The sequence below is a fragment of the Nocardioides sp. NBC_00850 genome (assembly GCF_045207335.1).
Lineage (GTDB): Bacteria > Actinomycetota > Actinomycetes > Propionibacteriales > Nocardioidaceae > Nocardioides.
Map to the genome: position 1 here is coordinate 5,186,645 of NZ_CP108845.1, position 14,527 is coordinate 5,201,171.

11 protein-coding genes are annotated in these 14,527 nt (G+C 69.2%); 4 read left to right on the top strand and 7 right to left on the bottom strand.

Going from position 1 to position 14,527, the window contains the following annotated elements; translation table 11 throughout:
- Positions 1 to 24 precede the first annotated feature (24 nt).
- The 4 genes from OH802_RS25125 (at position 25) to OH802_RS25140 (ending at position 4,692) form a co-directional block, all read left to right on the top strand.
- On the top strand, positions 25 to 1,638 hold the full coding sequence (locus tag OH802_RS25125) for an acyl-CoA synthetase (RefSeq protein WP_406023147.1): 1,614 nt from the start codon (positions 25 to 27) through the stop codon (positions 1,636 to 1,638).
- A gap of 2 nt (positions 1,639 to 1,640) precedes the next feature.
- Positions 1,641 to 2,465 (top strand): enoyl-CoA hydratase, encoded by an 825-nt coding sequence (locus OH802_RS25130; RefSeq protein WP_406023148.1) that lies wholly within the window; start codon positions 1,641 to 1,643, stop codon positions 2,463 to 2,465.
- Positions 2,466 to 2,722: 257 nt separating this feature from the next.
- Positions 2,723 to 3,724 carry a glycosyltransferase family 2 protein gene (locus OH802_RS25135; protein ID WP_406023149.1) on the top strand — a complete coding sequence of 334 codons (1,002 nt, stop codon included), beginning with the start codon at positions 2,723 to 2,725 and terminating at the stop codon, positions 3,722 to 3,724.
- Positions 3,721 to 4,692, top strand: coding sequence for a hypothetical protein (locus OH802_RS25140; RefSeq protein ID WP_406023150.1), 972 nt, complete (start codon positions 3,721 to 3,723; stop codon positions 4,690 to 4,692). The genes OH802_RS25135 and OH802_RS25140 overlap by 4 nt, the downstream gene beginning before the upstream one ends.
- Here the strand turns inward: OH802_RS25140 and OH802_RS25145 are convergent.
- The 7 genes from OH802_RS25145 to OH802_RS25175 form a co-directional block, all read right to left on the bottom strand.
- The gene (locus OH802_RS25145) at positions 4,634 to 6,142 is read right to left on the bottom strand and encodes a phospholipid carrier-dependent glycosyltransferase (protein WP_406023151.1); all 1,509 of its coding nucleotides are present in this window, start codon (positions 6,140 to 6,142) and stop codon (positions 4,634 to 4,636) included. The two genes, OH802_RS25140 and OH802_RS25145, sit on opposite strands and share 59 nt — an antisense overlap.
- A gap of 742 nt (positions 6,143 to 6,884) precedes the next feature.
- A complete protein-coding gene (locus tag OH802_RS25150) occupies positions 6,885 to 8,564 on the bottom strand; it encodes a hypothetical protein (RefSeq protein ID WP_406023152.1) in 1,680 nt (559 codons plus the stop codon).
- A 108-nt stretch (positions 8,565 to 8,672) separates the two neighbouring features.
- A complete protein-coding gene (locus OH802_RS25155) occupies positions 8,673 to 9,371 on the bottom strand; it encodes a class I SAM-dependent methyltransferase (RefSeq protein ID WP_355230117.1) in 699 nt (232 codons plus the stop codon).
- Positions 9,372 to 9,476: 105 nt separating this feature from the next.
- Complete coding sequence (coaD, locus tag OH802_RS25160) at positions 9,477 to 9,968, bottom strand: pantetheine-phosphate adenylyltransferase (protein ID WP_350661889.1); 492 nt, start codon at positions 9,966 to 9,968, stop codon at positions 9,477 to 9,479.
- Between the two features lie 33 nt (positions 9,969 to 10,001).
- A complete protein-coding gene (gene rsmD / locus OH802_RS25165; RefSeq protein ID WP_160024539.1) occupies positions 10,002 to 10,565 on the bottom strand; it encodes a 16S rRNA (guanine(966)-N(2))-methyltransferase RsmD in 564 nt (187 codons plus the stop codon).
- Between the two features lie 9 nt (positions 10,566 to 10,574).
- Positions 10,575 to 12,839, bottom strand: a complete 2,265-nt coding sequence (locus OH802_RS25170) for an ATP-dependent DNA helicase RecG (RefSeq protein ID WP_406023153.1) — start codon at positions 12,837 to 12,839, stop codon at positions 10,575 to 10,577.
- 13 nt (positions 12,840 to 12,852) lie between these two features.
- The gene (locus OH802_RS25175) at positions 12,853 to 14,487 is read right to left on the bottom strand and encodes a DAK2 domain-containing protein (protein WP_406023154.1); all 1,635 of its coding nucleotides are present in this window, start codon (positions 14,485 to 14,487) and stop codon (positions 12,853 to 12,855) included.
- Between the last annotated feature and the right edge of the window lie 40 nt (positions 14,488 to 14,527).

Consider the following 14,527-nt stretch of genomic DNA (forward strand, 5'->3'; position numbering starts at 1 on the left):
CGCCTACGTACCAAGGTCTCGCTCATGGCTGTTCAGATCGCCGACCTGTTCGAGCATGTGGTCGATGTCGTCCCGGAGCGACCGGCGCTGATCGCCGGCGAGGTGCGCTACACCTACGTCGAGCTGGACGCGGAGGCCAATCGCTTCGCTCACCACCTGCTCGGTGCCGGGATCGAGCCGGGCGAGCATGTCGGGCTGATGGCTCGCAACGTGGCCGAGCATGTGGTCGCGATGCTGGGGTGCTTCAAGGCGCGGGTGGTGCCGATCAACATCAACTACCGCTACCTCGAGGCGGAGCTCGACTATCTCTTCGAGAACTCCGGGATCGTCGGCCTCGTCCACGAGGAGCGCTATGCACCGGTGCTGGCCGGGGTCGTGTCGCGGCACGAGCGCCTTCGGCATGTGATGTCGATCCGCGACGGGAGTGGCGAGAGCGCGGCGTACGAATCCATCGACTGGCGGACGGCGCTCGATCGCGAACCTGCGACGAGAGGGTTCGGCGAGCGCAGCGCTGATGACGTCTTCATCATCTTCACCGGCGGGACGACGGGTTATCCCAAAGGCGTGGTGTGGCGGCAGGAGGATGCCTGGCGGGCACTGGGAGGCGGCACCGACTTCGCGACCCGGGAGCCGATCGAGGAGTTCGCGCCGTCACGGGCCGCGGCCGAGAATCCATCGCCGCTGGTCTCGCTCCAGCTCGGGCCCATCATGCACGCCAGCGGGCAGTGGGCGATGTTGATGCGGTTCATCACCGGGCAGACCAACGTACTTCTTCCCAAGTTCGACCCGCCGACGATCTGGCGGACCTTCGAGGCCGAACGGATCAACACGATCTCATTGGTCGGGGACGCGATGGCACGACCGCTGATCGAGGAGTTCGAGCGCGGCACCTACGACGGCAGCACGCTGACGACCGTGACCAGCGCGGCCGCGCTCTTCTCCGTCGAGGTCAAGGAGCGGTGGATCAAGACGTTCCCGGACGCGGTGGTGCTCGACGTCATCGGCTCCTCGGAGACCGGGATGACCGGCAACGGACGGATCGAGCACGAGACGCTGGCGGACAAGGGGTCGCTGGTGCACCTCGGCCCGGGGACCGCCGTGGTCGACGAACAGCACCGGATCATCGATCCGAGCGAGGTCGGTGCGATCGGGCTGATGGCACGCTCGGGCACCATCCCGATCGGCTACCTGGGCGATCCGGAGAAGACTGCGCGCACGTTCATCGAGATCGACGGCACCCGGTACGCAGTGCCCGGCGACTATGTCCAGATCGAGGAGGGCCATCGGCTGACCCTGCTCGGACGCGGATCGGGCTGTATCAACACCGGCGGCGAGAAGGTCTATCCCGAGGAGGTCGAGGTCGCCCTCAAGTCGCACCCGGGAGTCTTCGACACCCTCGTCTTCGCGCTCCCCCACCCGACCTACGGCCAGCAGGTCGCAGCCCTCATCGAGCCCCGGCCAGGTGTCGCACTCGACGTCGAGGACGTCCGCGCGCACCTGCGCACCCGCCTCTCGGGCTACAAGGTCCCGCGCACCGTGCACGTCGTCGAGAAGGTGCCACGACACGTGACCGGCAAGGCCGACTATCGCCGTGCCCGGGAGACCTCCGACGCCCTCCGCGCCGAGAAGGCGAGCTGACCATGTCGTACGTCGCGGTCGACCGCCCCGCCGACGGCGTCGCCGTCCTCACCCTGGACCGTCCCGAGCGGATGAACGCCATGTCGTTCGACGTGATGGTGCCGGTGCGCGACCAGCTGGTCGAGATCGGCCACGACAACAGCGTCCGGGCGATCGTGATCACCGGCGCCGGCCGGGCGTTCTGTGCAGGAGCGGACCAGGAGTCGGCCGGGCGGCCACCGCACACCGAGGGGCTCGCCCGACCGGGCTACGCGTTACGGTCGCTGGATCTCCTGGAGGACGTGATCGGAACGATCCGCCGCCTGCACCAACCGATCATCGCAGCGGTCAACGGTGCGGCCATCGGTGGCGGGCTCTGCCTGACTCTCGCCTGCGACATCCGGGTCGCCTCCACCGCGGCGTACTTCCGTGCAGCCGGTATCAACAACGGCCTCACCGCGAGCGAGCTCGGGCTCAGCTATCTGCTGCCGCGGGCGGTCGGCTCCAGCCACGCGGCGGATCTGATGTTCACCGGCCGCGACCTGGGCGCTGAGGAGGCCGCCCGCATCGGGCTCGTCTCGCGTCTGGCCGACCCGGTGCTCGAGGAGGCCATCACGATCGGGACGCGAATCGCGGAGCTCTCCCAACCGGGCATCGAGCTGACCAAGAAGTCGCTCCATGCCGGGATCGCAGCCGGTTCGATGGAGAGCTACATGCCGATCGAGGGCATCGGGCAGCTCTACCTCCGCCTGCTCACCGACAACTTCGAGGAAGCCACGCGCGCCCGCAAGGAGGGGCGGCCGGCACGCTTCCGCGACGACCTGCCCCGACCTCAGGCCGGTCCCTAGCCCACCGAGCCGCTCGACTCGCAGGCAAAGGAACGGACACGGCGTAGACCAGTGTTGAACACCAGGTTGCCTTAGCACATACGCCGGATGACACCCGCGAGGGGGCGTGGGGCCGCGGAATCCACGCGGTAATGTGGCGGTTCAGAAGCCCCTCATCTGCCCCGAATCCTGTGTCCGGTCCCACTACTTGCCCTGAGGTCCCTGTGAAGCTTGTCGTTCAAGTCCCCTGCCTCAACGAGGAGGAGACGCTCCCGTCCGTGCTCGAGTCGATTCCGAAGCAGATTCCCGGAATCGACGAGATCGTGATCCTGATCGTCGACGACGGATGCACCGACCGGACGGTCGAGGTGGCCAAGGAGCACGGCGTGCGCGAGTTCGTGCACCACTCCCGCAACCAGGGGCTGGGCCGTTCCTTCCACGACGGGGTGGTTCGCGCGCTGGAACTTGGCGCCGACATCGTGGTCAACACCGACGGCGACAACCAATACCCGCAGGACCGCATCACCGACCTGGTCCAGCCGATCATCAACGGCCAGGCCGACATCGTCATCGGCGACCGGCAGGTCGACCGGATCGAGCACTTCTCCGGGCTGAAGAAGAAGCTGCAGAAGGTCGGCTCCAAGGTGGTCAACATGGCCGCCGAGACCGATCTGCCCGACGCGGCCAGCGGCTTCCGCGCATACTCGCGTGAGTCGCTGATGCTGCTCAACACCGTGACCCGCTTCTCCTACTGCATGGAGACGATCATCCAGGCGGGCAACAAGCGGATGAAGATCGCCTCGGTGCCGATCGAGACCAACGCCAAGACGCGTGAGTCGCGGCTGTTCAAGTCGATGCCGGAGCACATCATGAAGTCGGGCGCGGCGATCGTGCGCTCCTACATGATGTACAAGCCGTACGCCATCTTCGTCTGGCTCACCGCCTTCTTCTTCGTCCTCGGGGCGATCCCGTTCTTCCGCTACCTCGTGCTGTGGCTGAGCGGCGACAACGGCAACCACATCCAGTCGCTGCTGCTCGGTGGCGTGCTGATCAACCTGGCCTTCATGTCCGCGATGCTCGGCGTGATCTCCGACCTGATCCGCACCAACCGGGTGCTCATCGAGGACGACCTGGAGCACACCAAGAAGGCTCGCTTCGGCAAGTCCGGCACCGAGATGCTCCGCGACCAGACCTCGGTCGCCGAGTTCGACCTGCCGCACACGCCGCGCGCGAGCAAGTCATCTGCCCAGTCCGGCGAGACGTGGACGACCAGCCTGTGACAACGACCCACTCCGGCCCGGTCTCCGCCACGGGGGCCGGGTCGTCGGCTACGCCCAGCCCGACGAAACCCAGCCTGGCGAAGCGGCTGCTCAAGATCGCGCTCGCTCTCCTCGTCGTGCTCGGCGGCGCCTACCTGGTCTGGCGCGAGCGCGCCGATCTGGCCATCGCGGTCCAGGAACTGAGCCTCGGCCGCGTTGCGATCGCCGGGGTCCTGGCGATCGTCGGCACCATGCTGATCGGCCAGACCTGGGTCGCCCTCCTGCACGGCATGGGCATCCGGCCGTCGCTGCGCGAGTCCCACTCGGTCTTCTACGTCTCCCAGCTGGGCAAGTACCTGCCCGGCTCGGTGTGGCCGGTCGTCGCGCAGATGCAGTTCGGCCTGCGCTGGGGCGTCGCGCGCCGGACGATGCTCGGCGCCAACATCCTCTTCATGGGCGTCGTCGTCGCGAGCGGCATCGGCATGGGCGCGCTCCTGCTCCCCTGGTCGTCCTCCGAGGGCCTCGACCGCTACTGGTGGCTGCTGCTCCTGCTGGTGCCACTCGCCGTCTGCCTGCACCCGCGCGTCGTCCCGGGCGTGCTCGACTGGCTCTTCGCCCGGCTCGGCCGGGAACCCCTCAACGTACGCCTCACCGCGCGGGGCCTCTTCACCGCGATCGGCTGGGCGGTGCTCGCCTGGGTCGCCTTCGGCCTCCACCTGGCCGTGATGATGCAGTCGTACGCCTCGATCGGGCTGCTCGGGGTCGCGGCCGCGACCGGTGGGATGGCCCTGGCATGGGCCGCGGGGATCGCGTTCATCCCCGCCCCGGCCGGCGCCGGGATCCGCGAGGGGCTGCTCGCCCTCACTCTCGGCCCGATCATCGGGGTCCCCGAGGCGCTCACCGTCGCGCTCGCCTCGCGCGTCCTCCTGCTCATTGCCGACGTGCTGCTGGCTGCTCTGGGAGCGGTTGTCGGGCGGCGTACGTCCTGACCGGCCAGGCCGCGAGGCAGACGGCGAGCACACCGCACGCCACGCCCGCGGCGACCACGAGCTCGGCCCCCCGCGACTCGGAGTTCGGCAGCCGACCGGCGTAGATGGCCGAGCTGACGAACCAGTCGAAGATCAGCAGGGCGTACCCGCCCAGCGCCAGGGTCATCGCGGCCGCCGCCAGTTGCGGCCGCGACTCACGGGAGCCGACCGGGATCAGGTCGACGAGCGCGATGACGCCGACGGCGAGCGCCGTGGCCAGCAGGGGCATCAGCGGCATCAGATAACGGTCGTTCGGGTTCCCGCCGCCCGCGACGAACCCGACCAGGTTCACCAGGATGACCGCCGCATGGACCGTGAGCAGCAACCATCCCGCCGCCGAGGAGGGCTGATCCGCCGGCCCGGCGATCCGCCGCCGGACGAGCAGCACGAGAAGCCCTGCCACCGCGACGACGGCGAGCACATCGACGACCACGACGTACCCCTCCGCCAGCAGCGGCACCCACAGACGCTCGTACCAGTCCTTCCAGAGCGAACCGTCCGTCACGACCTGCCACCAGGTCCCGTTCGGCTCCCGGTCGAACTTGTCCAACAGCGCATCGGTGGCGGTCGGGTCGCCGTAGAGGACGATGTTGCGGACGTAGAACCATCCGGTCGCGAGCGCGGGAACGCCGGTGGCCACGGCCGAGGCCCCCAGAGCGCGGAGCACGCCGCGACGCGAGTGGTCCCTCAGCAGCAGAGCCACCGCGATGGCCGCACCGCACAGGACGACGGTCAGGACCCCCGGCGCCTTCGCCCCTGCCGCGGCGGCCCCGGCCAGGGCAACCAGTGCCAGGCGTCCCGGCGACAGGCCGCGGTTCAGGATCCGGATCGTCGCCAGCAGGGTCAGCGATGACGCCGCCACCGCGACCCCGTCGTTGGCGATGTGCCCGCCGGCGGTCACCAGTACGGCACACGAGGCGCTGATCCCGGTGGCCAGGAACGCGACCGCCTCCCGCCGGGTCACCTCGAAGGCGATCAGGCCCACCAGCAGTACGCACAGCGCGGTGCCGACGGCATTGATGAGCCGCATCCCGACGATCATCACCTGAGGTGCGTCGAGCGCCCCGGCCGCAGCCACGAACGGCAGCGACATCAGGTAGTAGAGCGGAGGGTGGTTGGCGGTCCAGATGTGCCGGTGCGGCTCGTCCACCATGGTCCCCAACCCCTCGACGACCTGGGGATAGCGGCGAGCATCCGTCGTCACGGGTGTGTCGATCGTCGGCAGCCGTCCCGAGGCGAGCTCCACCGCGTAGCCGGCGTTCGGCCCCTCGTCGCGGGTCTGGTACTGCAGCGCCCGGGTCAGGGCGACGTAGCTGCTCAGGCTCAGCGCGAAGATCGCAACCAGCACCATCGCCGCCAGTAGCCGTCTTGGGAGACGTACGTTGCGGTCCTCTGGTGTGGAGTGGAGCATTTGGGACCTTCGGGTGGGGCGTGTGGGCTTTGGTGAGCCTATGCGTGTTTCGCTGGTGTGCTCCTGCTCTTGTGGCCGTGTCGCTTGGGGGCTCTTGTCTTTGGCCTTTTGCGGGGTTGTTCTTGTTTTTTCGACTGTTGTGTGGGGCTGGGCTTGGGCCGCCGACCCTTTCTTTGAGGGTGTTCTCGACCTGCCCCGGAGTCAAGGACGGCCTGCGGCCGCCGGCTACGCCGGTCGCCTGCGGCGATCCTTGACACCGGACCACGTCGAGAAAAGATTTGGCTGGCTATCGGGGCGGCGGCCCGGGTGTGGCCACGGCACACTCACCCACGGAAGGTGACCGCTCCACGCCTACGCCAGACATGGGGTCTCCGGGTGGAAGAAAAATTTCTTTCACCCGGAGACCCCACCCCGCCCAACGCGGCGTCTTGAGACGAACGAATTTTCGTTCGCCTCCCCCGCTCGGGCCGAACGAAAATTCGTTCGCCTCCCACCCCGCCCACCTGCAGCGACAGAACCGATCAGCCCAAATCCCAATCCCGTGCCCAACCCAAACCCCCGCGCCAAACCCCTGCCGCCGACCCGATAGCCAGCCAAAATTCTCGCCGGCTCCCGGTGTCAAGGATCGCCGCAGGCGACCGGCGAAGCCGGCGGCCGAAGGCCGTCCTTTACTCCGGGATCCGGCGAGAACACCCTCCAAGAACGGGTCGGCGGCAACCCCAACCACAAAAACACAGCACCCTCAGCGCGTCAGCCCCATCGCCCCACCCCGAACAGTGAGATCCCGCTGCTGAACATCACCACGAGACTTGTGAGTCCAGATCGTCACCGTCGTCGCCTGCTTCTCGATCCTCACGACCGAGCACGGAACATAGTTGGCGCGGATGGCATCGGTGAGCCACGGCTGCGGAGTGTGCAACGGCATCGTCTCGATGATGACCGGGATCGAGCCGTCCTCGAGCTGAGGCACCAGCACGTCCTCGTACTGCGCGAAGTCGTAGTGGAACAGGTAGTAGGGCGTCGGGTTGGTGATCGCCAGCGCGTCGTAGAGCTCGAGATAATTGGGCATCACCAGTGCCTCGCGGGTGCCGCCGCTGCAGCGTTCGTACTCCGGGCCCGCCCAGCGGGCGATCGAGTCGCTCACCGCGAAGGACTTCGCGTCGCGGCGCATGTCGTCGAGGTGGTCGACGGCGGCAAGCGCGGGTACGCCGCCCAGCGCGACCAGCGCGCCGGCGGAGACCACCGCGACGGCCCGGCCGAGGAACGCGGCGCCGAGGGTCGCTCCAGCGATCGCCAGGGCCACCAGGAGGACCGCGCCGAGCATGCTCTGCAGGCCGAAGCCGATCCAGAGGGTGGCGGCTGCCCAGGCGGCTCCGAGCACGGCGAGAGGTAGGGCGATGACGGTCCGTGTTGGTTTCGGCTCGGTCAGCGAGGCGCGGCGCTCGTAGAGCTCGGCCACCGCCAGGACCACGGCGAGAAGGACGAGGGCGGAGACGGTGGTGGTGTGGGGGTTGTCGACCCGCCGGATCGGGACGACAACGAGGACCAGGCCGGCCAGCGCGATCAGCCGGGTGGAGTCCGAGATCCGCTGCCACACCAGCGGCACGAAGGGGATCAGCAGCGCGAACGGGTAGAGCGCCAGGATGAAGAAGCGCCCCGACTCGGTCGGTAGATCGAAGAAGTTCCACACGGCGTACTGCGAACCCTCGTGCGTCTCGGTCTGCCCGAGGATCACCTGCCGGTTGAAGTCGGCGAAGGAGAGCCCCCACACGAGCTTGTACGCCACCGCCTGGACGACCAGCCCGAGCACGAACCCACCAGCCAGCTGAACACAGTTGAGGAGCCGGGTGCGCCAGGGCGCCGAGCGCCGCGCGAACAGCTCGAAGAGGCCCGAGGCGCCGGTGAGGAGCACGGCCAGCTCGACGTACTGCCAGAAGACGAGGGCCGGGAGGAGCACCCGTGCGGCCGCGGCCAGGCGTGGGCGTGACTCGAGCCAACCGGTGGGCAGCAGGACGAAGACCCACAGCAGGCAGATCGTGTACTTGATGTGCAGCGGGGTGGCCAGCAGGAGCACGCCGAGCGCGAGCGCGATCATCACGGCCGGGTGCAGCCGCAGACGGAGGCCGATGGCGGCGGCGAGGACCGCGCCGAGGCCGGCGCCGAGCAGACGGCCCCAGAGGAAGTACCAGATCGTCGGGCTGCCGCTCGCGATCGCGTAGAGCGCCGCGTTGACCCAGAACGAGCCGGCGTTCCAGCCGTGCTCGAAGTCGACCAGCGGGATCGCGCCGTGGGCGGTGATCTTCGCCAGGTGGTACTGCGCGCCGAAGTCCTGGGTCAGGAACGAGCCGTTCTGGGCGCCGACCGAGTAGGCCGCCCAGACCAGCGCCACGACACAGACCCCGGCGAACGTCGCCCAACGCACAGCTCCGACTGGTTCGTTTCGCTCCCCCGGTGATGCCATGCGCCAGACCTTAGAGCGCGTAAGCGGCGGCGTGGATAATCCACGCCGCCGCTTGCGAAACGTACGAGATCAGCCCTTGGTCAGGACCGAGGTGCGCTCCGGGTAGGGCAGGGTCGGGGTGAGACCGGCGTGGATGGTCTCCTTCATCCCCGAGGCGGCGATGGCCTCGACGTAGCGCTTGCGGCGGCTGTTGTCGAAGACGATGATCCCGCCGGGAGCGAGCCGGTCCTTGGCCTTCTCCAGGCACGCCTCACGGGCACGCCCGTCGATCACCACGAGGTCGAACTCGCCGTCGACGTCGTCGATGGAGTTGACGTACGCCTCGAAGTCGAGGCCCGCGTGGCCCTCCTTCTGCGAGGGGACGACGGGGTTGTCACTGGCGACCGGCTCGATGACCCGCAGCGAGATCTTCTCCTCGCCGGCGAGCTCGGCCTGCATCATCTCGCCGAAACCCTTGTGGTGCTCGACGGAGTGGATCTCGTCGGCGCGACGGGAGAGCCAGATGGTGGAGGCGCCGGAGCCGTACTCGTAGATCCGGATCGGGCGCTCGCGCTCGCTCAGCCAGGCGTCGACCGCGGCGATGGCGTCGTAGGTCCACCACGGCACGTCGAGCTTCGCCATCGCCAGCGAGTCGTAGACCTTGGTGAGCGAGTGGGCCCAGTGACGCCAGCGCTGCTCGACCGGCGGCGCGGTCTCCTTCGCGAGTCCCGTCTTCGTCAGCCCGCGACCGACGGCCTTGAGGGAAGCGGCATAAGACTGCTTGGCCAAGGAAAGCGGGGAACGGCCTGAGGTGGACATTGATCTCCAGGGAAAGGATTGTCGGGGAGCCCTAGGAAGGACTACCCAGGGAACGATACCGGCGAACGCTCCCCCTTACTCGGAACGTTCTGCCAAACGCTTGGTGAGTCGCGCAAGAACATCCGGCGGCAGGAAAGCCGACACATCCCCACCGAAATGGGCCATCTCCTTGATCAGGCTGGAGGAGACCGCCGCCCAGCGCGGGTCGTTGAGCAGGAAGACGGTCTCGACGCCGGTCATGTGGGCGTTCATCTGCGCCATCGGCGCCTCGTACTCCAGGTCGGGTGCCCCGCGCAGCCCCTTCACGATCGCCTGGGCGTCTATCTCGACGCAGAAGTCGGTGACCAGGCCGGTGAACCCCTGGACCCGTACGTTGCCCAGCGGAGCGGTCACCTCGGTGATCATCTCCATCCGTTCCTCGGCTGTGAACAGGCGCTTCGACTTCGACGGGTTGACCCCGACGGCGACGACGACCTCGTCGAACATCGCCGAGGCGCGGGTGAAGATGTCGAGGTGGCCGAACGTGGGCGGGTCGAACGAACCCGGGCACACCGCACGACGCGTCATTGTCTTTTCTCCCATTTCGATCAGTCCAGCCGGTCAGTCCGGCGCGTGGCCGTACCAGAGCGTGGTCTCGCCGTACTTCTTCGACTTCTGGTCGGTGAACCCGTCGGGCCACACCGGCTCGGGGCTGCGTGCGGACCGCTCGACGACGACCAGGGCGCCCGGAACCAGCCAGCCGTGCTTGACCAGCAACGCGATGTCCTCGGAGACGGCGTCGTCGGAGAGCGGGTAGGGCGGGTCGAGGAAGGCCAGGTCGTAGGGAGCCGGCGGCGGCGTCACCAGGGTGCTCGCCACGGTGGCCGCGACCACGTGGGCCCGCGGGAAGCCGAGCTCCTTCGCGTTGGACCGGATCACCCCGGCCGTACGCCGGTCCGACTCGACCAGGGTCACGACCCCGGCGCCGCGGGACCATGCCTCCAGCCCGACCGCGCCGGTGCCGGCGTAGAGGTCGAGGAAGCGCAGTCCGGCCAGAGAGCCGTATGAGGACTCGATCGCCGAGAAGAGCGCCTCGCGGACCCGATCGGTGGTGGGACGGGTCCGCACCCCCTTGGGAGCGAGTAGGCGTCGCCCTCCTGCGACGCCACCGATGATCCGAGTCATTGGGATACCTTAGGACTTTTCCAAGTAGTCGGCGGAAGCGGACTCCTCGATCTCGGTGACCCGCTCGGCCAGGAGTGGTGCGGTCGCGAGCTCCGGGTCGGCCTCGAGCAGCGCCTCGGCCGCCTCGCGCGCCTCCAGGATCGTCTCCTCGTCACGGAGCACACGCAGGCTCTCCAGGCTCGATCGCCGGCCCGACTGGGAGGCGCCGAGCACGTCTCCCTCGCGGCGCTGGTCGAGGTCGACCCGGGACAGCGCGAACCCGTCGGTGGTCTGGGCGACCGCGTCGAGGCGGGTCCTGGCCGGGGTGCCGGCGTCGGCGTGGGAGACCAGCAGGCACAGCCCGTGCAGTCCGCCACGGCCGACCCGGCCGCGCAGCTGGTGGAGCTGGGAGACCCCGAAGCGGTCGGCGTCGAGGATGACCATGGTGGTGGCGTTGGGTACGTCCACGCCGACCTCGATCACGGTCGTGGCGATCAGCACATCGATGTCGCCGGCGGCGAAGGCGCTCATGGTGCGCTCCTTCTCCTCGGCGGGAAGCTTGCCGTGGAGCTTGGCGACGCTCAGCCCCTGCAGCGGACCGGTGGTCAGCTCCTCGGTGACCTCGTCGACGGCCGAGAGCTGGGCAGGGGCGGCCTTGACCTCGTTGCCGTCGGCGTCGAAGTCGCGCTGGTCGCTCTCCCCCTGCTCGGACTCGTCGCCGCTGATCCGCGGGGCGACGACGTAGACCTGGTGGCCCTTCTCGACCTCTTCCTTGACGCGCTCCCACACCCGGGCGATCCACGCGGGATGCTCCACGAGCGAGACCAGGTTGGTCTGGATCTCGGCACGTCCGGCCGGAAGCTCGGTGAGCGTGGAGACCTCGAGGTCGCCGAAGACGGTCATCGCGACCGTGCGCGGGATCGGCGTCGCGGTCATCACCAGCAGATGCGGTGGGGTGCCGGCCTTATCGGTCAGGGCGGCCCGCTGCTCGACGCCGAAGCGGTGCTGCTCGTCGACGACGACCAGGCCGAGGTCGTCGAACATCACCTGGTCCTGGAGCAGGGCGTGGGTGCCGACGACGATCCCGGCCTCGCCGGTGGCGATCCGGCTCAGCGGACCCTTGCGCTGGGTCTTGGTCATCGAGCCGGTCAGCAGCTCGACATGGGTCTGCTCCTGGTCGCCGGCGAAGAGCCCGCCGGCCAGGCCGCTGGCGGCCAGGTCGCCGAGCATCGCGGTGATCGAGCGGTAGTGCTGCTGGGCGAGCACCTCGGTCGGTGCCAGCAGCGCGGCCTGGCCCCCGGAGTCGACGACCCGCAGCATCGCGCGCAACGCGACCAGCGTCTTGCCGGAGCCGACCTCACCCTGGAGCAGGCGGTTCATCGGGTGGGGCTGGGCCAGCGCCGCCTCGAGCTCCTCCCCGATCTCCTCCTGCCCCTTGGTCAGGGTGAACGGCAGCCGCTCGTCGAAGGCGTCGAGCAGGTGGTGGACGCCGCCGGTGCGGGCGGTTGTGCCCAGCGCCTGGAGCGCCCGTCGCCGTCGCCCCAGCACCAGCTGCAGCCCGAGCGCCTCCTCGAACCGGAACCGGTGCAGGGCGCGCTGGACGTCCTTGAGCTCATGGGGCGCGTGGATCAGGTCCAGGGCGTCGCGCAGCCCCGGAACGGCGTACGTCTCCCGGAGCTGCTCCGGGAGCACGTCGGTGACGTCCTCGACGACCTGCCGGGCGAACCGCACCGCGCGCATCACGTCCCAGTGCTGGAGTCCGGCGGTGAGCGGGTAGATCGGGAAGAGCTCGGTCAGCTCCTCGACCGCCATCTGGTTGTCGGCCGCCTCGGCGGCGTTCTCGGAGTCGGACGGGTCACCGAAGACGACCATCTGCGGGTTGGCCAGCTGCCACTCGCCGCGGAAGGATCCGGCCTTGCCGACGAAGACGCCCCGGACGCCCGGGGCGAGCACGCCGCGGCGCCACTCGGCGATCCGCTGGGACTTGGAGAAGAAGGTGAGCTGCAGGTCGGCGGTGCCGGCCTTGAGCTGGGTCTCGACGCGGAAGGCTGGCCGGCCGGTGCGGCGGTCGGTGTGCTGGCGTACGACGCTGCGGACCACCTCGCCGAGCACGGTGAGCATCTCGCCCTCGTGCAGCTGCGGCGTCTGGCTGAGGTCGGCGGTGCGCAGATAGCGCCGCGGGAAGTGGTAGAGCAGGTCGCCGACGGTGCGCAGCCCGAGACCCTTGGTGAACTTCGTGGCGTGCTTGCTGTTGCCCAGCACGGCCTCGATCGGCGACTCGAGGGTGATCGGCACCGTCTCTTCTCCTCTACTCCACCGACATCAGGAGGGGGTAGCGCTCCTGGCCTCCGTCGTACACCATCACATCAACGGCCGGGTGGTTGGCAGCCAGCCACGCCGCGACGGCACCGGCGAGCTCGCCCGTGGGGTCCTCGAGACCGGAGACCAGCGTCACCAGCTCGCCGCCACCACCGATGAGCCGGGCGAGCACGTAGGTCGCACATGTCTCCAGCTCCTGGCCGACCTTGACGAAGTCTCCGTCGAGCACCCCGAGCGCGTCGCCCGGCATACACGGCCCGGCCATGGTAATCGCTCGGGTGTTCGAGATGGTGACCGCACCATGCCGCGCGTGTCGCGCGGTGGCGGTCATCTCCAGCACGTCCTTGTCGAACTTCCGGCCGGGCTCGTGGACCGCGATCGCCGCCAGCCCCTGCACCTGGCTGCGGGTCGGGATCACCGCGACGTTGATGTCGAGGTCGTCCTCGGCGGTGCGGGCCGCGGCCTCGGCCGACTGCCGGGTCGGGAAGTCGTTGGGCAGCACGATCACCTCGGCAGCACCGGAGGCGGTGATCGCCTCGAGCAGCTCGGAGGTCGTCGGGCGCCGGTGCGGGCCGCCCTCGATCACGATCGCGCCGGCACCACGGAAGAGCTCGGCCAGACCCGGCCCGGCCGCGAACGCGATCACCGCCCGGCCGCCGCGGGTGGCGTGACGATGGGCCTGTCCGGCGATCTGCTCGGCGAAGTGGGTCACATGGATCCGGTGGGGCCGCCCGGCGTTGATCCCCGCCTCGATCGCGGCGCCGACGTCGTCGACGTGGACGTGGACGTTCCAGATGCCCTCGCCCCCGACCACGACCAGCGAGTCGCCCAGCGGCTGGAGCCGCTTGCGGAGGTCGGGGATCGCGGCGTCCTCGGCGTCGAGCAGGTACATCACCTCGTACGCCGGCCCACCGGGCTCCAGCGCGTGGCCGTCGGCCCCGCCCAGAGCCGCGGGGATCGGGATCGGGATGTGCGCGGTCGGTTCCTGCGGACTGGGTCGGCGCCCGGTCAGGGCGGTCTCGAAGGCGTCGAGAAGCACGCAGATCCCGCGGCCGCCGGCATCGACGACCCCGGCAGCGGCGAGCATGGGCAGCTGCTCCTGCGTACGGGCCAGCGCGGCGCGGGCCGCGCTGGCGGCGACCGACATCACATCGCGGGTGCGTGCGGTCTCGTCGATCTCGACGCACGCCTCGGCCGCATCCGCGGCGGCCCGGAGCACGCTGAGCATGGTGCCCTCCTGGGGCTCCCCCACCGCGGCGTACGCGGCGTTGGCAGCCTTGCGCAGCGCGTCGGCGAAGACCGTGGCGGTGCGCTCCTCCTCAGTGGCCCGGATCAGGCGACGCAGCAGGGCGCCGATCATCTCGGCCAGGATCACGCCCGAGTTGCCACGCGCGTCCAGGAGCGCGCCGCGCGAGAAGGCGCGCAGCCCCTCACGCCAGTCGGGACCGGTGAACTCGCGCAGCCGGTCACGGGCCGCGGCGATCGTGAGGTAGAGGTTGGTGCCGGTGTCGCTGTCGGGCACCGGGAAGACGTTGAGCGCGTCGATCTCCTCGCGGTGCGACGCGAGCGCGTCGGTCGCCAGGTCGCCGAACCGGCGGAACAGATCGAGCTTGACCTCGGCCACGCTGCCCTCCCTACTCCTCGACACCCCTGCATACACCCAG